This is a genomic window from Bradyrhizobium sp. 2TAF36, from assembly GCF_052114925.1.
GTDB classification, from domain to species: Bacteria; Pseudomonadota; Alphaproteobacteria; order Rhizobiales; family Xanthobacteraceae; genus Bradyrhizobium; species Bradyrhizobium barranii.
Genome location: NZ_JBFRFR010000023.1, coordinates 18,190 through 35,873 on the forward strand (window position 1 = coordinate 18,190; position 17,684 = coordinate 35,873).

Annotated in this window: 13 protein-coding genes; 6 read left to right on the forward strand and 7 right to left on the reverse strand. The window is 66.1% G+C overall.

Features of this window, described 5'->3' with window-relative positions:
• Positions 1-78: 78 nt before the first annotated feature.
• Positions 79-402, reverse strand: a complete 324-nt coding sequence (locus tag AB4Z51_RS14835) for a hypothetical protein (protein WP_085399515.1) — start codon at positions 400-402, stop codon at positions 79-81.
• Positions 403-729: 327 nt separating this feature from the next.
• On the opposite strand from AB4Z51_RS14835, the gene AB4Z51_RS14840 reads away from it, so the two are divergent.
• Entirely contained in the window at positions 730-1,509 is a 780-nt protein-coding gene (locus AB4Z51_RS14840; protein WP_085399528.1) for a L,D-transpeptidase, read from the forward strand.
• A 2-nt stretch (positions 1,510-1,511) separates the two neighbouring features.
• Here AB4Z51_RS14840 and AB4Z51_RS14845 read toward each other — a convergent pair whose 3' ends face one another.
• Positions 1,512-2,774 carry a hypothetical protein gene (locus AB4Z51_RS14845; protein ID WP_441497594.1) on the reverse strand — a complete coding sequence of 421 codons (1,263 nt, stop codon included), beginning with the start codon at positions 2,772-2,774 and terminating at the stop codon, positions 1,512-1,514.
• 132 nt (positions 2,775-2,906) lie between these two features.
• Here AB4Z51_RS14845 and AB4Z51_RS14850 point away from each other — a divergent pair, with 132 nt between their 5' ends.
• A complete protein-coding gene (locus AB4Z51_RS14850) occupies positions 2,907-3,890 on the forward strand; it encodes a glycerophosphodiester phosphodiesterase (protein WP_085399529.1) in 984 nt (327 codons plus the stop codon).
• A gap of 134 nt (positions 3,891-4,024) precedes the next feature.
• Here the strand turns inward: AB4Z51_RS14850 and AB4Z51_RS14855 are convergent, their stop codons facing one another.
• On the reverse strand, positions 4,025-6,304 hold the full coding sequence (locus tag AB4Z51_RS14855; RefSeq protein WP_085399517.1) for a spermidine synthase: 2,280 nt from the start codon (positions 6,302-6,304) through the stop codon (positions 4,025-4,027).
• A gap of 178 nt (positions 6,305-6,482) precedes the next feature.
• Between AB4Z51_RS14855 and AB4Z51_RS14860 the strand changes: the two genes are divergently transcribed.
• Complete coding sequence (locus tag AB4Z51_RS14860; RefSeq protein WP_085399518.1) at positions 6,483-8,093, forward strand: phytoene desaturase family protein; 1,611 nt, start codon at positions 6,483-6,485, stop codon at positions 8,091-8,093.
• 288 nt (positions 8,094-8,381) lie between these two features.
• On the opposite strand, the gene AB4Z51_RS14865 is transcribed toward AB4Z51_RS14860, so the two are convergent.
• A complete protein-coding gene (locus tag AB4Z51_RS14865) occupies positions 8,382-8,537 on the reverse strand; it encodes a Flp family type IVb pilin (protein WP_094183922.1) in 156 nt (51 codons plus the stop codon).
• A 163-nt stretch (positions 8,538-8,700) separates the two neighbouring features.
• On the opposite strand from AB4Z51_RS14865, the gene AB4Z51_RS14870 reads away from it, so the two are divergent.
• Positions 8,701-9,588, forward strand: a complete 888-nt coding sequence (locus AB4Z51_RS14870) for a 50S ribosomal protein L11 methyltransferase (protein ID WP_085399519.1) — start codon at positions 8,701-8,703, stop codon at positions 9,586-9,588.
• 73 nt (positions 9,589-9,661) lie between these two features.
• Here the strand turns inward: AB4Z51_RS14870 and AB4Z51_RS14875 are convergent, their stop codons facing one another.
• Positions 9,662-9,841, reverse strand: coding sequence for a hypothetical protein (locus AB4Z51_RS14875; protein ID WP_441497595.1), 180 nt, complete (start codon positions 9,839-9,841; stop codon positions 9,662-9,664).
• A gap of 185 nt (positions 9,842-10,026) precedes the next feature.
• Between AB4Z51_RS14875 and AB4Z51_RS14880 the strand changes: the two genes are divergently transcribed.
• Together AB4Z51_RS14880 and AB4Z51_RS14885 are read left to right on the forward strand one after the other, a co-directional pair.
• Positions 10,027-11,853 carry an aminopeptidase P family protein gene (locus AB4Z51_RS14880; RefSeq protein WP_085399520.1) on the forward strand — a complete coding sequence of 609 codons (1,827 nt, stop codon included), beginning with the start codon at positions 10,027-10,029 and terminating at the stop codon, positions 11,851-11,853.
• Between the two features lie 321 nt (positions 11,854-12,174).
• Positions 12,175-13,455 carry a multidrug effflux MFS transporter gene (locus AB4Z51_RS14885; protein ID WP_085399521.1) on the forward strand — a complete coding sequence of 427 codons (1,281 nt, stop codon included), beginning with the start codon at positions 12,175-12,177 and terminating at the stop codon, positions 13,453-13,455.
• Between the two features lie 227 nt (positions 13,456-13,682).
• Here the strand turns inward: AB4Z51_RS14885 and ligA are convergent, their stop codons facing one another.
• Both ligA and recN read right to left on the reverse strand, forming a co-directional pair.
• Positions 13,683-15,836, reverse strand: a complete 2,154-nt coding sequence (gene ligA / locus AB4Z51_RS14890) for an NAD-dependent DNA ligase LigA (RefSeq protein WP_085399285.1) — start codon at positions 15,834-15,836, stop codon at positions 13,683-13,685.
• Positions 15,837-15,990: 154 nt separating this feature from the next.
• The gene (gene recN / locus AB4Z51_RS14895) at positions 15,991-17,661 is read right to left on the reverse strand and encodes a DNA repair protein RecN (RefSeq protein WP_085399284.1); all 1,671 of its coding nucleotides are present in this window, start codon (positions 17,659-17,661) and stop codon (positions 15,991-15,993) included.
• Positions 17,662-17,684: the final 23 nt, after the last annotated feature.

The window sequence follows — 17,684 nt, forward strand, 5'->3', positions numbered from 1 at the left end:
CGAAATCCGGGACGAGCGTCACCTCACGCACCAGCGGCCCCGGATTGCGCTTCGCTCCGTCCGGGCTACGGCGCTACCTCACCTGTAGCAGTGGAAGCGATGGTAGCCGTCATAGTAGCCGCGGCAGCGGTAATGGCGGTGATGCGGAATGCCGAACACGCCCTCCACCGCACCCACGGCCCCTCCAACACCGGCGCCGACCGCGCCGCCAACGACGCCACCGACAGGCCCGGCAATCCGGTTGCCTTCATAGGAGCCCTCCTGGGCGCCGCGCACGATGCCCTGGGCGTGGCCGGCTTGCGGCAGCGACAACAGCGCGAGCAGGATGGCGGTGGCTGCGAACAGCAGGCGGACGGGCAAACCGGCCGGCAATTGCGCGGCGGCGATACGGGCTTTGTTCATCTTCGGTCCCAAGGGAATTAAAGGGGAGAGGGCAGCGGAAGCCGCCCGTCGAGGGCAGCCACAATCAACGCCTGAAGCGGCCGAATGGTTGCGCCTTTGTGACGAATTGTCGGCGTTGTGACTGCTTGGCACGCTCGCGAAAATGTCAGCGCCACCGCCAGCCACGCGGCACAAAGCGGCCTTGCTTACGCCCGGCATCGCGTTAACGATGGAGGGGCAGCCCGCTGGAACGAAAGCCGGATTGCAGGCATATTGCACGCCGGGGGACGGAGAGCCGCGGCGCCTAGCGTGAACAGGCCGGAGGCCAGAACTCAAATGCGTTTCCAGATGCGTTCTTTTTTCATCGCTTTTTCCTCATTGATGTTTTTGAGCGCGGGCACCGCGCAGGCCAAGGTCGAGATCACCGTCGACAAGGACAATCAGCAGATGACCGTCGCCGTCGACGGCGTCGCGCGCTATCACTGGCCGGTGTCGACCGGCATCCCCTCGCGCGAAACGCCGGGCGGCGCCTTCCGCGCCTTCCGCATGGAAGAGGATCACTACTCCAAGGAATTCGACGACGCGCCGATGCCGCACGCGATCTTCTTCACCAAGGTCGGGCACGCCATCCACGGCACCGACTCGGTCGGCCGCCTCGGCTCGCCGGCGTCGCACGGCTGCGTGCGACTGTCGCGCCAGAATGCCTCGACGCTCTATGCGCTGGTGCAGCAGCAGGGCGTGCTCAACACCACGGTGACGCTGACCGGCTCGGCCCAGGTGGCTCTGGCCCGCAACCCGCGCGGCCGCAACCCCACAGCAGTGGCCCGCGCGCCGCAGCCGGCCGAAGAGCAGTACGCCACTTCAGGCGATCCCGTGAATCTCGCACCGCCGGCGCAGCCCGCCCGCCGCTACATGCCGCAGGACGACAATTACATCTACCCGGCCGACGGCAGCGACACCGGCACGCGCTATCCCGCGCCGCGCTCGGCCAGCCGTCCGCTCTATGACGCACAGGTCTACCAACAGCAGCAGCCGCAGCAGTACTACAATCAAGGCTACGGCCAGCAGGGCTACTATCAGCCACAGCCCCGGCAATACTATCAGCCGCGCGGTTACTATCAGAACTGACGCTACCGGAACGCGGCGTTGCCGCGTTCGACGATCTTTCGCGCAGCATCGACGAAGGCGCGCGCGACCGGCTCGAGGATCTCGGGCCCGGTCGCGGCGAGATCATCCGACGGCGTATGAAACGTCCGATGGCGCCCGGCCATGCCGAGGAAATTGGCGTAGCCCGCCGCATGCACGTCGCGCAGCTCACCGACCGCCTGCTTCTCCGTCACCAGACGCTTGGCCTCGACTTTTGCAAAAGCCTCGTCGGTCAGCGCGACGGCGGATTTGCTCAGCACGAGATAACGCTCTTGCTCGGGCCGATCGGTGCGCGCGCCTTCCGCGAAGGCATAGCAGGCGTTCGACGAACCGAAATGAATCCACGCCAGCGTGTCCTTCGGTGCCGGCGCTCCGTGCTTCAAAAACAGCTCCATGCCGCCATGGCCGATCTCGTGGCCGGCGGTGGCGATGAACACAAGATGCGCCGGCCATTTCTCGGCGGCGACGGTGCGCGCCAGCGCGAGAAAATTGGCGATGCCGGGGCCGCGCTCGCAGACGCACGAGTACCAGCCGGTCATCGGCGTGGAGACGACGATGACCGGCCCACGGCCGGCCCCGATCTCGGCGATGACGTTGCGGCCAACAACATCGCGCTCGTAATGGCCCTTGACGTCAAAGGTCACAGGCGCACCTGAGGCGAGCGCGCGCTCGAACACCGCTCGCGACGCCGCGCCGACCACGATCACCGGCACGGGCCAGGGTGCATCCTCCTGCGTGACGTTATAGGCGAAGCGGTCGTCGGCGGGATTGCCGATCATCAGCAGGATGGCCGCCGGCTTCCTTGCCGCGGCTTCCTCGATCGCCGCACGATGGGTCGGCCCCAGATAGGCGCCCCGATCGAACGGCAGATCGAGCAGAAGGATCCTGCCGGTAACATCGCCGTCGCGCGCGAGCGGCGCGGCGAGATGGAAGCTGGCCTTGTCCTCCGGCGGCCACCAGAATGGCGTCGCCTCGACAGAGATGCCGGCGGCTTCGGCGCTGGCCCGCTCGACGACATATTGCCGCCCGAGCACGACGGGCTGGAAGCTGATTTCGAAACCCGCCTGCTTCATCTCGCCGGCGATCCAGTCGGCCGTCGCGCGATCGCCCGCCGAGCTGAAGCGGTGCAGACCGAAGGACGCATAGCGCGCCACATCTTCGTAGAGGCTCGCACCCGAGAGCACATCCTTGGCTAGCGCCTGTCCGACCATGAGAATCGTCATCGTTGCGATGAAGATAAGCCGCATATGAATGGCTCCCTTTTTTGAGAGCCAGTTTCCGCCTTCCCCGGCCGCCGTCAAGCACCTGTCGACCACGAAGCTGGACGAACCGGGCGAAGATTTCATAAGCTCCTCTTTTCACTTGGGCTGCGAACCTTGATGCCGTCACGTGCCGCGACAATCCTGATCGTGCTCTCGGTTCTCATTGCGGGACGAGCCATGGCCTTTGATCTCGAAGCGCATCGCGGCGGGCGCGCGCTGTTGCCGGAAAACACCCTGCCGGCCTTCGCCAACGCGCTGTCGATGGGCGTGGACACGCTGGAGCTCGACGTCGGCGTGACCGCGGATGGCGAGGTCATCATCTCGCATGAACGCGGGCTCAATCCCGACCTCGCGCGCGATGCAGGCGGCGCCTATGTCGCCGCGCCCGGCACACCGTTCGTGAAGCTGCGGCTCGAAGAGGTCAGGGCCTATGACGTCGGCCAGATCCGCCCCGACAGTTCCTACGCGAAGCAATTCCCCGACCAGCGGGCCGTGCCGGGGACACGCGTTCCCACCCTGGGCGAGCTGTTCGCGCTGGTACGCAAGGCCGGCAACACGCGCGTGCGTTTCAATATCGAGACCAAGATCGATCCAAACCATCCGGACGAGTCGCTCGATCCGCAAGGCTTTGTCGCAAAGCTGCTCGGGCTGATCGAGGCCGAGAGATTGTCCGATCGCGTCATGATCCAGTCGTTCGACTGGCGGACCCTGCTGCTCGTCCAGCAACAGGCGCCCAACATTCCGACGGTCTACCTGACGCTCCAGCGCGGCTCGGGCCAGACGGTGGCGTTGGACAAGGCGACGAACTGGACGGCGGGTTTCAGCCCGGCCGATCACGGCGGCTCGCTGCCGCGGACGATCAAGGCTGCGGGCGGCGCGGTCTGGTCGCCCTATTTCGGCGATGTAACCGAGGCGGTCGTCTCGGAGGCACACACGCTCGGACTGCGCATCGTGGTCTGGACCGTCAACAAGCGCGAGGACATGGCGCGCATGATCGAGCTCGGCGTCGACGGCATCATCTCGGACAGGCCGGACCTGCTGCGGCAAGTCGCGGGCGAGAAGGGAATTGCATTGCCGGCGGGAACGCCGGTCGTGCCGTGAAGTCTATCCGCCGTCATGGCCGGGCTTGTCCCGGCCATCCACGTGTTGCGGCATCGTCGGAAGAACGTGGATGCCCGGGACAAGCCCGGGCATGACGACCTCTCGTAAATCTGCGCGCCGTACCTTTGGCGTCCCTACTCCCCATCCCGCAGACGCCGGTACAGCGCGCCCAAAATATTGGAATAATCATCCGTCCAGACCCGCACCCGGTCGTCGGCTTCGGTCTGCTCCCATGACTTGGAGGAGGCGAGCCGGCCGACGTCGGCCTCCTCGCGCGCGGAGATGACGACGTCGGTCGAGAAGATGTAGTCCCCGTCGCGTCCGGAATCCTCGTTGAAGACCCAGCTCTTCAGATCGTTGGCATCGGCGATGCCGACCACGACGGTCTCGAGATCGAGGTGCCGGTTGGAGACGTGCATCACCACGGCACCGTGCGGCGCCAGCTTGTCCTTGTAGATATTCATCGCCTCTTCGGTGGCGAGATGAATCGGGATCGCATCCGACGAATAGGCGTCGACGATGATCAGGTCATAAGCGCCGTCGGGCTCTTTCGCGAAGGTGAGGCGAGCATCGCCGATCACCGGCTTCAGGCCCGGCATGCAGCTCGATATGTAGCGAAAGTTCTTCGGGTCGCTCGCCGCGTCGACCATGGACTGGTCGATCTCGAAGAAGGTCCAGCTTTCGCCGGGCTCGGCGGCACAGGCGAGCGTGCCCGATCCGACGCCGATTGCAGCGACCTTCAGCGGCGCGCCCTTGCGCTCGCGGAGCGCGGTGATGGCCTGACCGATCCCGCCGTCCTTGTGATAGTAGGTGATCGGCTCGGGCCGGCCGACGACCGGCGTGCCGTCATTGTTGCGGAAGCGCTCGGCGCCGTGGATCGTGGTGCCGTGCATCAGCACATGGAAATAGCCGCCGGGCGTCACCACGATCTTGTGCACGCCGAAGAAGCTGCGCACCGTCGTGACGCGGCCTTCGTCCGCCGGATAGACGCGGATCAACGCCAGCGCGAGCGCGGCGGTGGCGAAGATCTTCCAGCGGCTGGCGTTGAGCGCGAGCGCCAGAAGTGCTGCGAGCACGCCGACGGCCCCCGCGACCCAGACGCGATGATCCTCGAACCAGGTCGAGAGATCGCCGGTCATGTAAGACGGCGCGACCAGCGCCACCGCAAGCACGGCGAGTGCCAGCCAGTACCATCTGACGATACCCGCCAGCCGCTCGTTCGCCGGCGGCCGGCACAGCGCGGCGAGCGCGACCAGGATCGGGTATTCGGCGATCCAGGAGAAGGTGAATGGAGCAACGAGGCCGGCAAAGAGTCCACCGACCATGCCGCCGAACGACAGCGCGACATAGAAGCCCGTGAGATATTTGGCGGCCGGGCGTGTCCGCGCCAGCTCGCCATGGCAGGCCATGGCGATGACGAAGAAGCACAATTGGTGGCCGCCGAGGGTCAGCAGCAGATTCTGTTCGCCGCCGAACGCCAGCAGGACGATGACGCCCGCGATCGCGACCGGCTGGAGCATCAGCATCCATTTGTGCGGCAGCAGCGGCCGCGACTGGAACACCACCACCCAAGTGAGTAGATACAGCGACAGCGGCAGCACCCAGAGCAACGGCGCCGCCGCGACGTCGGTCGAGATGTGCGCCGTGACGGCGATCAGCAGCCCGGACGGCACCGCGGCGAGGAAGATCCAGCGCAGCCGCGTCACGAAGCCTGGCGCCGGCGCATTGATGTCCTCGGTTTTTGCGTCGACCACGGCCAGCTTCGGCGAACGCAGCAGCAGCACGCCGCAGGCGGCGATCAGGAGGATCAGGAGGCCATAGCCAAGGGTCCAGAACCGGTTCTGCGTGTGCAGCGTGAAAATCGGCTCCAGCAGGAACGGATAGGACAACAGCGCGAGGAAGCTGCCGATGTTGGAGGATGCATAGAGGAAATAGGGATCGTGTCCGGCAGGATGGCCGGTGCGGACGAACCAGGCCTGCAGCAGCGGATTGTTGGCGGCGAGCGCGAAGAACGGCAGGCCGATCGAGACCACGAACAGGCCGAGCAGCCAGAACGCATAGCCCGACGCCGGTGGCTCGCCATAGGCGGTGGCGATGCCGAGCGGCAGCGTGGCGAAGGCCAGCGCCAGCAACACGAGATGCACCACCACGGGAACGATCCGGCTCCTGATCTGCATCAAGAGATGCGCATAGGCATAGCCCGCCAGCAGCAGCGACTGGAAGAACACCATCGCCACCGACCACACTGCCGGCGAGCCGCCGAGCCGCGGCAGCACCATCTTGGCGAACAGCGGCTGCACCGAGAACAGCAAGAGCGCACTGACGAAGATCGCGGCAGTATAGACCGTCAGCAGCAGCCGGTTGCGCGACGAGGAGGGCTGCTCCGTGGCGGCGGGTTGCACGATCGAATCCATGGAAGCTCCGGCTTAAACCCCGGCGGGCGCCGGACGCGCGCAATGGAGCACAAGGCGCATGAACGGGCAATAAAGGGTCTCGTGATGTTGCAGCGACGATTGCTTGATATACAGATGTCATTCCGGGTCTGGTCTTTCGGACCATCCCGGAAAGACCGCGGAACATTTTGAATCCTTCATGAGCGAAACCGACGTCATCATCATCGGCGCTGGCCATAACGGCCTCACCTGCGCGGCCTATCTCGCGATGGCGGGCCTGCGCGTGCGCGTCGTCGAGCGCCGCAAGGTGGTCGGCGGGGCCGCGGTCACGGAGGAGTTTCACCCCGGATTCCGCAACTCGGTCGCGGCCTACACGGTGAGCCTGCTCAATCCGCAGGTGATCCGCGACTTGGGGCTCACTGAACAGGGCCTGCGGATCGTCGAGCGGCGCGCCCAGAATTTCCTGCCCGCGCCCGACGGCAGCTATCTGCTCACCGGCGAGGGGCGGACGAAGGAATCCGTCGCGCGGCTGAGCACGCACGACGCAAGCGCGCTGGACGGGTTCTCGCGCGAGCTGGAAGACATCGCCGACGTGCTGCGGCAATTCGTGCTGCGTGCGCCGCCGAACCTGCTTGACGGTTTTGGCACGAACGCGATCCGCGAAGCGGTGAACGCGTTGCAGAGCGCCAACATCCTGCGTGGGTTGACGCTGGAGCAAAGCCGCAGCCTGCTCGATCTCTTCACCCGCTCGGCCGGCGAGATACTGGACGAGCGCTTCGAGCACGATCTGGTCAAGGCGCTGTTCGGCTTCGATGCCATCGTCGGCAATTATGCCAGTCCGTACGCGGCGGGCTCGGCCTATGTGATGCTGCACCACGCCTTCGGCGAGGTGAATGGCAAGAAGGGCGTCTGGGGCCACGCCATCGGCGGCATGGGGGCGATCACGCAGGCGATGGCGCGCGTCGCGCAGGGCCGCGGCGTCACGATCGACACGGATGCGGGTGTGCGCGAGATCATCGTCGAGCGCGACCGCGCGGTGGGCGTAGTGCTGGACAACGGCACCTCCATCCGCGCGAAATATGTCGCGGCCAACGTCAATCCAAAGCTGCTCTACACGCGGCTGATCGCGGCCGACGCGCTGCCCCCGGACTTCCTCGCGCGCATCCGGCACTGGAAGAACGGCTCCGGCACCTTCCGCATGAATGTGGCGCTGGACCGCCTGCCCTCCTTCACCGCGCTCCCGGGCGACGGCGATCACCTCACCTCCGGCATCATCCTCGCGCCAAGCCTCGGCTACCTGGACCGCGCCTATCTCGACGCGCGCGCGCTGGGCTGGAGCCGGGAGCCTGTCGTCGAAATGCTGATCCCCTCCACGCTCGACGACACGCTCGCACCGGCGGACAAACACGTCGCGAGCCTGTTCTGCCAACACGTCGCGCCCGAACTGCCCGACGGAAAGTCCTGGGACGACCATCGCGAGGAGGTCGCCGATCTCATGATCGCGACGGTGGACAAATACGCACCTGGCTTTGCGGCAAGCGTGCTTGGCCGCCAGATCCTCTCCCCGCTCGACCTCGAACGGCAATTCGGCCTGCTGGGAGGCGACATCTTCCACGGCGCGCTGACGCTGAACCAGCTGTTCTCGGCGCGGCCGATGCTGGGCCATGCCGACTATCGCGGGCCCCTGAAGGGCCTCTATCATTGCGGCTCCGGCGCCCACCCCGGCGGCGGCGTCACCGGCGCGCCCGGCCACAACGCCGCACAGGCGATTTTGAGGGATCACCGCTCGCTGTTCGGAAGCCGTGGATAGGTCTGTGGAAAGGGCTGTGGACAGGCTGTTGGCAGGGCTGTGAGAAAGCAGTGGGTCGCCTGCGCGCGGCAGGCCCGGCGCGCCCCGTACAAGGCGGTGGAAAAGCTGGGGACGAGTGGCGGGATAAAGCCGTGGACAACTTGGGGGAAACGAGTGGAAGGCCTGTGGGCATTTCCGGGCCGCCCCCCAAAACGACCTCGCCCGCCGGGGGCAACTCCCCGTGCGGGCGATCGTCAGGTAACAGCCTCTAAAGAAAAACAGCCCCCGCCAGGAAATGGGAGGCGGAAATTACTTCAAGGAACTGCTAATCGAACCGAACTTGTCGTTCAAGCTGGTGCCCAGGCTGTTCACCACGGTGATGATCGCCAGCGCGATGCCCGCTGCGATCAGGCCGTATTCGATCGCGGTTGCACCGGATTCGTCCGACCAGAACTTCAAAACCATGCTCTTCAAGACTCGCCTCCGTTTCAATTCCAAGGTGCGTTGGCTGGATCCAACACCCGGAAATCTACGGGATACAACCTGCAGTCAGGTTAAATCGGAACCTGCAAGTTATGCGGAAAATTGGGAACAAAAGTTCCAAAAATTGAACTGACGGAACCCTAGAATGCAGCTTTCTCCCACTCATCGCGCCTGCTTTTCGATCGGCACCGAGGCCGCGGCCAAGCGCGTCGTCGACGTGCTCACGGAGGTCTTTTTCGACGGCGATGCGGCGGTCGCCGCCTTCGAACGGCCGGACGGACAGTGGGACGTCACGCTCCATTTCGCCGAGGCGCCCGATCAGGCATGGCTGCGGGAACTCATTGTAACTTCGGCAGGAAACGAGATCGCGGACACGCTCATCTTCGACATTGTCGAGGCCAAGGACTGGGTCAAGGCGAGCCTCGAAGATCTCGTCCCGGTGCCGGCCGGGCGCTTCGTCGTGCACGGCAGCCACGACCGCGACCGCGTCGCGCCGAACAAGCTTGCCATCGAGATCGAGGCAGCGCTCGCCTTCGGCACCGGCCACCACGGCACCACACGCGGCTGTTTACTGTTGCTTGACCACGTCCTGAAGAGTTCCCGGCCGAGGAGCCTGCTCGACCTCGGCACCGGCACCGGCGTGCTGGGCATCGCCGCAGCGAAGGCGCTGCATCGCGCGGTGCTCGCCTCCGACATCGACCCGCCGTCGGTGCGGGTGGCGGCAGAGAACGCGACACTGAACCACGTCGGCAACCAGGTGCGGGTGATCCGCGCAACCGGATTTGCCGCACCGGACTTTGCCAGATGCGGCCCGTTCGACCTGGTCCTGGCCAACATCCTTGCCAATCCGTTAAGGCAATTGGCCGGCCCGATGGCGCGGCACCTCGCGCCCGGCGCGCGCGTCATCCTTTCGGGCCTCTTGACCCACCAGGCCCCCGCCGTGATCGCCGCCTACCGCGCACGCGGCCTCGTGCCGCTGCGGCACCTGCGGATCGAGGGGTGGAGCAGCTTGTTGCTGAGGAAGATGGGGTAAGGCCAGCGTAGGTGCCGTCGGGTGGGCAAAGCGACTTGTCCGCCATAGCTCGAAGAGCGACGGCGGAACACCACTACTCCGCCGGCTTCTCGTCCCGGCGCGTCGCGCGCTTGCCCTGCAAGGCGCGCCTGGCGCGGCGCTCGGCGAAACGGTCGATCATCCGGCTGATGAGGCCGCGCGGCTTCTTCGGTGTCGTTGCGGCCGGGGCGCGGTGGGCCGGCGGCGAAATCTTCTCAAACATGAACGCTGGCATCGTGTGTCCCCTCGCCGTTGAGATGAACCACCCGCTCGAATTTCCCTGTTATCCGGACGAAGCGCAACTGCTGCATCCTGTACTCCACTCAATTCGAATGGACCATTTTCAAGCACGGTCCGTGCCAGATGCGACCCCAAATGCGTCTACATTGCGGACTGATCCTCATGATCCTAAACTGAGCCATGTTCGAAGCACACTTCCAGACATTCGAGGAGCCCGAGGCCGGCGTCGCATTGACGGCGCGCCTGGCCGCGCTCCGTGAAGAACTCGCCCGCCGCAAGCTGACCGGCTTCGTCGTTCCGCGCGCCGATCAGCAGCAGAACGAGTATGTGCCCCCCTCGGAAGAGCGGCTGGCCTGGCTGACCGGCTTTACCGGTTCCGCAGGATTGGCGGTGGTGCTGACGCATGAGGCCGCGGTCTTCGTCGACGGCCGCTACACGATCCAGGCGGCCAAGCAGGTCGACGCAAAGGCCTGGGCGGTGGAATCGCTGATCGATCCGCCGCCGGAGAGCTGGGTATCGACGCACCTGAAGGCCGGCGACCGCCTCGGATTTGATCCGTGGCTGCACACTTCTTCGGCAGCCGAGCGCCTCGCCGCCGCCTGCGCCAAGGCCGGCGCCGAGCTGATCGCCGTCGACAGCAACCCGGTCGACGCGATCTGGCAGGACCGGCCGCAGCCGCCGCTGGCCCCTGTCGCCGTGCACAGCCTGCAAAATGCCGGGGTCGCCGAGGCCGAGAAGATCACGCAAATCAAAAGCGAGATCGCCAAGCTCGGCGTCGACGCGCTGGTGCTCTCCGACAGCCACGCCGTGGCCTGGACCTTCAACATCCGCGGCGCCGACGTCGCCCATACGCCACTGCCGCTGTCCTACGCGCTGGTGCCGAAGGACGGCCGGCCGACCGTGTTCATCGACCACCGAAAACTCTCCAATTTGACCCGCGACCATCTGGAACAGTCCGCCGACGTGCGCGAGCCCGATGCGATGGCACCGACGCTGATGGCGCTCGCCAAGAGCGGCGCCGCGATCGCACTCGACAATGCCACCGCGGCCGACGCGCTCAGCCGGCTGATCGCAAGCGCCGGCGGCAAGCCGGTGCGCGGCAGCGATCCGATTGCGCTGCTCAAGGCCGTCAAGAACGCGACCGAGATCAAGGGCACACGGACGGCGCATCGCCGCGACGCCGTGGCGCTGGCGCGCTTCCTCGCCTTCGTCGACCGCGAGGCATCAAGCGGCAAGCTGACCGAGATCGACGCGGTCGAAGCGCTTGAGACGTTCCGCCGCGACACCGGCGCGCTGAAGGACGTCTCGTTCCCGACCATATCAGGCACCGGCCCGAACGGCGCCATCGTGCACTACCGCGTCACCCGCAAGAGCAACCGGCGCATCGCGCCGGGCGACCTGCTGCTGATCGATTCCGGTGCGCAATATGAAGACGGCACCACCGACGTCACCCGTACCATGGCCGTGGGCGAGCCGACGGAGGAGATGCGCGACCGCTTCACCCGGGTACTGCGCGGCCACATCGCGATCGCGCGCGCGGTGTTTCCCGACGGCACGACCGGCGCGCAGCTCGACACGCTGGCGCGGCAATATCTCTGGGCCGCCGGCGTCGATTTCGAGCACGGCACCGGCCACGGCGTCGGCAGCTATCTCAGTGTGCACGAAGGACCGGCGCGGATCTCGAAGCTCGGCACGACGCCGCTGAAACGCGGCATGATCCTCTCCAACGAGCCCGGTTATTACAAGACCGACGGCTTCGGCATCCGCATCGAGAACCTCGAGCTGGTGGTCGCCGCCGACATCGAGGGTGCCGAGAAGCCGATGAACGCGTTCGAGACGCTGACCCTGGCGCCGATCGACCGGCGCCTGGTCGATGTCGCGATGCTGGGCAAGGACGAGCTCGACTGGCTCAATGCCTACCACGCGCGCGTCCGCGCCGAGGTGCGGCCGGCACTGGACGAGGCGACGAAGGCCTGGCTCGATCAGGCCACGGCGGAACTGACGTAGAGCTCGGCCTGCGGGGCACGATGCATAGCTCTACGCGATTTGCGCAACGCTGTTTCCCCACCCATCGCTGTCATTCCCCGCGAAAGCGGGGAATCCAGTATTCCAGAGACAGCAAACGCATGCGGAAAGGCCGCGGCGTACTGGATCACCCGCCTTCGCGGGCGATGACACCGCCCTTAAGGCACGAGCAACGCGCCCAATCGGTCGCCATCGTGCCCTCATCGTAACCGTCCCGAAATCCGAATAGCCGCATTCCGAAACGCCGATATCCGTCTTGCGCGAGCACGCTACAGTCGATTCGACTTCGAAAGACGGACGACTATGCACGGCATGATCAGCAGGCCGCCGGACGCGGCGACGAAAAACATCGCGACCTCGCGCGTGGTGTTGCTGCTGCTGGTCGTCATGACCGGGATCGCGCCGATCTCGCTCTACATCCTGGTTCCGGCGCTGCCAGTGCTGGCGACGACGTTCGGCCGCGACATCTCGATCGCGCAGATGACGGTGTCGCTGTACATGGTCGGCATCGCGCTGTCGCAGCTCATCATGGGACCGCTGTCGGACAGGTTCGGCCGGCGTCCGGTGCTGCTTGGCGGCCTCGCGCTGATGGTCGCGGCGAGCGTCGCCTGCATCTTCGCCGAAACCCTGCCGCAACTGATCGCAGCGCGCTTCTTCCAGGCGCTCGGCGGCGCCTCCGGCATGGTGGTGAGCCGCGCCATCATCCGCGATATCTACGAGCGCGACCGCGTCGCCTCCATGATCAGCCTCGTGGTCGCAGCGCTCATGATCGGCCAGATGGTCTCACCGCTCACCGGCGGCCTGATCGAGACCGCATTCGGCTGGCGGGCAATCTTCTACGCCGTCACGATCGGTGCGATCGCGGTCGCAATCGGCATCGCGATCGCGCTGCCCGAAACCCGCCGCGATCGCGCGGTCGGCAGCGGCGGGTTTCGCAGCGACGTCGGCACCCTGATCAAGAGCCGCGCCTTCATCGGCTATGTGATGTGCCAGGTGCTGGCGTCCCAGATTATCTTCACCTTCGCCGGCGGCGGCCCCTACATCGTGGTGACGCAGATGGGCCGGACCAGCGCCGAATATGGCGCCTGGTTCGCGACAACAGGCTTTGCATATCTCGTCGGCAATCTGCTCTGCGTGCGCTTCGCGCCGCGACACTCGCTGGAAAGACTGATCTGGTTCGGGCTCGGCCTGCAACTCTGCGGCAGCCTGTTGAACCTGCTCTGGAGCTTCACCGGCTGGAACGAGGCTCCGAGCTGGCTATTCGGCACGCAGATGATCGTGATGGTCGGCAATGCCTTCGTGATGGCGAACTCCGCCGCCGGCGCCATCAGCATCCGCCCTGAAGCCGCCGGCACCGCATCAGGCGCGATGGGCTTCCTCCAGCAGGGCATCGGCGCGCTGATGTCGCAATTCGGCGCCTATCTCGGTGGCCATTCCGCAACGACGCGGCCGCTGACCTCGGCGGTGCTGGCGATCTCGCTGCTCTGCGCCTGCATGATGATCTTCGTCGTTCCTCGCCGCGAGGTAGTGGTGAGCGAGGAGTTGATCGAGCAGGCGGAGGAGGAAGAGACGGGGATGATGTGAGGGGAGCGATTGGCCTCGCGCCAATCTCGGTGTCATTCCCCGCGACCCGGCTACGCCAAGGCTTCGCCGGGGCTGAGGTCCAGGGCCGCCGAAGCTTTAGCGTAGGCGGCAAGCGGGGAATCCAGTACGCCGCGGCCCATCGGTTCTATCACAGCCGTCTCGGAGTACTGGATCGCCCGGTCAAGCCGGGCGACGACAGCGGAGTGAGTGGCGCGAGCGCGCCCCTCTCACTCCCCGATCAGCGTCAGCCACTCGTCCTCAGTCAACACCTTGACGCCGTGCTTGTTGGCTTCCGCGAGCTTGGAGCCCGCGCCCGGGCCGGCGACGACGAGGTCGGTCTTCTTCGACACCGAGCCCGACACCTTCGCCCCGAGACGCTCCGCGGTCGCCTTGGCCTCGTCGCGCGTCATCTTCTCCAGCGATCCCGTGAACACCACCGTCTTGCCGGCGACGGCGGAGTTGCTCTTCGGCTTCTCGGCGTCGATGATCTCGACTTCCTTGGTCAGCCGCTCGACGATGCCGCGATTGTGGCTCTCGCCGAAATAGTCGGCGATGCTCTTGATCACGGTGTCGCCAATCTGATCCAGCGCGTCCATCTCGGCCATCGCCTCCTCGTCGCCCTTGGCGACCTTGAGACAGGCGTCGTGGAAGGCGTCCCACGAGCCATAGCCGCGTGCGAGCGCCAGCGCCGTGGTCTCGCCGACATGACGCATCCCGAGCGCATAGACGAAGCGCTCCAGCGCGATTCTGCGCCGGCTTTCGATGGCGCCGAACAGGTTGCGCACCGACGTTGCGCCGTAGCCCTCGATCTCCTCGAGCTTCAGCTTCGCATTGCGCTTCTCCAGCGTGAAGATGTCGGCGGGCTCCTTCACCCATCCCTCGTCGAAGAAATACTGGAGCTGCTTCTCGCCAAGACCGTCGATGTCGAAGGCGCGCCGCGACACGAACAGCTTGAGGTGCTCGATCTTCTGATAGGGACAGGCGAATTCGCCCGTGCAGCGGGCGCGCGAGCCCTCTTCGCCGGCCGCCGTCTCCTCGCGCGTGACGTCGGTGTGCAGCGGGCACGGGCACTTCGTCGGGAAGTGGAATTCCTTTGCGCTCTTCGGCCGCTTGTCGAGGACGACGTCGACCACCTGCGGGATGACGTCGCCGGCACGCTGGATCACGACGGTGTCGCCGATCCTGATATCGCGCCCCTCGCGCAGCACCTCGCCCTTGTTGCCGATGCCCTTGATGTAGTCCTCGTTGTGCAGGGTGACGTTCTGCACGATCACGCCGCCGACGCCGACCGGTTCGAGCTTGCCGACCGGCGTGAACGAGCCGGTGCGGCCGACCTGGATCTCGATGTCGCGCAGCACCGTCACGGCGCGCTCGGCCGGGAATTTGTGCGCGATGCCCCAGCGCGGCGTGCGTGAGACGAAGCCGAGCCGTTCCTGCCAGTCGATGCGGTCGACCTTGTAGACGACGCCGTCGATGTCGTAATCGAGCTTTGCGCGCTGCTCCTCGATCGACTGATGGAACGCGAGCAACTCCTCGACGGAATGACAGAGCCTGGTCAACGGATTGGTCTTGAAGCCGCAGCGCTCGAACCAGCCGATCATGCCGCTCTGCGTACCCTCCGGCATCGCGCTCATCTCGCCCCAGGCATAGGCGAAGAAGCCCAGGGGGCGCGAGGCGGTGATGGTCGGGTCCTTCTGCCGGAGCGAGCCTGCGGCCGAATTGCGCGGATTGGCGAACGGCGCCTCGCCGGCCTCGACCTGCTTCTTGTTGAGTGTCAGGAAGGCCCTCTTGGTCATGTAGACCTCGCCGCGCACCTCGCAGATGTCAGGGACGTTGCGGCCTTTCAGCTTCTGCGGCACGTCTTCGAGGGTGCGGATGTTGGCGGTGACGTCCTCGCCTTCGGCGCCATCACCGCGGGTCGCCGCGGTGACGAGCTCGCCGCCCTCGTAGCGCAGCGACATCGAGAGGCCGTCGATCTTCGGCTCGGCCGAGAAATCGACCTTGTCGTCGTCGAGCTTCAGGAAGCGCACGATGCGGCCGACGAAGTCGCGGACGTCCTCTTCGGCAAACGCGTTGTCGAGCGACAGCATCGGAACGGAATGCCGGACTTTCCTGAAGCGACCCGACGGTGCCGCGCCGACTTTCTGGGACGGCGACTCCGCGCTGACGAAATCCGGAAAGCGCTTTTCGATCGCGTTGAAGCGCTGGCGCAACGCGTCGTACTCGGCGTCGGTCACGGTGGGCGCGTCGTCTTGATAATAGCGCCTGTCGTGCTCTTCGAGTTCGAGTGCGAGCCGCATGTGCTCGACCTTGGCCTGCGCCTTGGTGAGGTCGGCGACGTCGCGAAGCGGCCTTGCTTTGGATTTTGCTGCTCTTGCCATGGTGCTTGGATACGACGGAGCGGGCGGGAGGGTAAAGGCGGTTGGTCTCGTGCCCCGGACGCTGCGCAGCGCGGAGCCGTGCGCTGCAGAGCCGGGGCCTGTGTGGCGGCATTCCGTGTCCCGGCTCGCGCTACGCGCATCCGGGACACAAAGTCTAACTCGCCGCCTTGAGCAGCCGATCGGCGGCCGCCCTCGCCTCGGCCGTGATCTCGGCGCCGGCGAGCATGCGGGCGATCTCCTCGCGGCGGTGGTCGGCGGCCAGCGCATTGACGCGGGTGGCGACGCGCTTGCCCTTGTCGAGGGCGTCCTTGGAGATCAGCAGATGCTGGCCGGCACGGGCGGCGACCTGCGGGGCGTGGGTCACGGCCATCACCTGCACCTTGCCGGCAAGCCGCGCCAGCCGTCCACCGATGGCGTCTGCGACCGCACCGCCGACCCCGGTGTCGATTTCGTCGAACACCAGCGTCGGCGCCGAGCCGCGGTCGGACAGCACGACCTTGAGCGCCAGCAGGAAGCGCGAGAGCTCGCCGCCGGAAGCGACCTTCATCATCGGACCCGGCTTGGTGCCGGGATTGGTCTGCACCCAGAACTCGACGCGGTCGAAACCTTGCGGGCCCGGCGCGGCCTCATCGGTCTCGACCTGCGTCATGAACTTGGCGCGTTCGAGCTTGAGCGGCGCGAGCTCGGCGTTGACCGCCTTGTTGAGCTTGTCCGCCGACTTCTGCCGCGCCATCGACAGTTTCTTGGCGGCAGCGGCATAGCGCGCGTCGGCCTCGATTGCCGCCTGCTCCAGCTTCTTCAACCGCGAAGCACCGGCATCGATCAGGACGACATCGGCGGCGTATTTGGCGGCAAGCGCGGCGAGGCCATCGACCGGCGTCGAATATTTGCGCGAGGCGGCGCGTAGCGCGAACAGCCGCTCCTCGATGCGCTCGAGCTCACCCGGATCGAAGTCGGTCGCGGCGAGCGCGGCCAGGAGATGCTGGTCGGCTTCCTCCAGCGCGTTGATCGCGGTGTCGATCGCCTTCACGGCGGGCTCGACCAGCGCCGGCGAGTTGACACCGCGCCGCTCCAGCCGGCGCACCGCGGCCGACAGGGAGGCGACCGGCGAATGATTGCCGCCGACGGCTTCCTGCGCCTCCCGCAAATCGGAGGCGATCTTCTCGCCCTGCATCATGGTTGTGCGGCGACCGGCGAGCGAGGTCTCCTCGCCTTCCTTGGGCGCGAGCTGCTTCAGCTCGTCGGAGGCGTGGCGCAGATAGTCGGCCTCGCGCGCGGCGCGCTCCATGGCGGCGCGGTGCTCTTCCAGCGCGGCGCTGGCCGTGCGGCGCGCGTCCCAGAGCGCTTCGACCGCGGTGACGTCCTTTTCGAGCCCGGCAAAGGCGTCGAGCAGGCGGCGGTGGGTGGCGGCATCGACCAGCGCGCGCTCGTCATGCTGGCCATGGATCTCGACCAGGGCACCACCGACCGCCTTCAGCGTCTGCACGCTGATCGACTGGTCGTTGATGAAGGCACGGGTGCGGCCGTCGGCGAGTTGCACCCGGCGGAGAATCATCTCGCCGGTATCATCCAGGCCGTTCTCGGCCAGAATCCTCGTCGCGGGGTGATTTTTGGGGATATCGAAGACGGCGGTGACTTGCCCCTGCTCCGCGCCATGGCGCACGAGCCCGGCGTCGCCGCGGCCGCCAAGCGCCAGTGCAAAGGCATCGAGCAGGATGGATTTGCCCGCACCGGTCTCACCGGTCAAAACCGCAAGTCCGGTGGCGAATTCGATATCGAGCCGCTCGATCAGGACGATGTCACGGATCGACAGACGCGCCAGCATGGAATCAAATTTCCTAGCCGAGA

Excerpts from the sequence above, each read along its gene's own strand:
- AB4Z51_RS14880 (WP_085399520.1), top strand. The coding sequence starts at position 10,027 with ATGTTCGAAGCACACTTCCAGACATTCGAGGAGCCCGAGGCCGGCGTC.
- AB4Z51_RS14835 (WP_085399515.1), bottom strand. The coding sequence starts at position 402 with ATGAACAAAGCCCGTATCGCCGCCGCGCAATTGCCGGCCGGTTTGCCC.
- AB4Z51_RS14860 (WP_085399518.1), top strand. The coding sequence starts at position 6,483 with ATGAGCGAAACCGACGTCATCATCATCGGCGCTGGCCATAACGGCCTC.
- AB4Z51_RS14840 (WP_085399528.1), top strand. The coding sequence starts at position 730 with ATGCGTTCTTTTTTCATCGCTTTTTCCTCATTGATGTTTTTGAGCGCG.
- AB4Z51_RS14855 (WP_085399517.1), bottom strand. The coding sequence starts at position 6,304 with ATGGATTCGATCGTGCAACCCGCCGCCACGGAGCAGCCCTCCTCGTCG.
- AB4Z51_RS14845 (WP_441497594.1), bottom strand. The coding sequence starts at position 2,774 with ATGCGGCTTATCTTCATCGCAACGATGACGATTCTCATGGTCGGACAG.
- AB4Z51_RS14870 (WP_085399519.1), top strand. The coding sequence starts at position 8,701 with ATGCAGCTTTCTCCCACTCATCGCGCCTGCTTTTCGATCGGCACCGAG.
- AB4Z51_RS14850 (WP_085399529.1), top strand. The coding sequence starts at position 2,907 with ATGCCGTCACGTGCCGCGACAATCCTGATCGTGCTCTCGGTTCTCATT.
- ligA (WP_085399285.1), bottom strand. The coding sequence starts at position 15,836 with ATGGCAAGAGCAGCAAAATCCAAAGCAAGGCCGCTTCGCGACGTCGCC.
- AB4Z51_RS14865 (WP_094183922.1), bottom strand. The coding sequence starts at position 8,537 with ATGGTTTTGAAGTTCTGGTCGGACGAATCCGGTGCAACCGCGATCGAA.
- AB4Z51_RS14875 (WP_441497595.1), bottom strand. The coding sequence starts at position 9,841 with ATGCCAGCGTTCATGTTTGAGAAGATTTCGCCGCCGGCCCACCGCGCC.
- AB4Z51_RS14885 (WP_085399521.1), top strand. The coding sequence starts at position 12,175 with ATGCACGGCATGATCAGCAGGCCGCCGGACGCGGCGACGAAAAACATC.
- recN (WP_085399284.1), bottom strand. The coding sequence starts at position 17,661 with ATGCTGGCGCGTCTGTCGATCCGTGACATCGTCCTGATCGAGCGGCTC.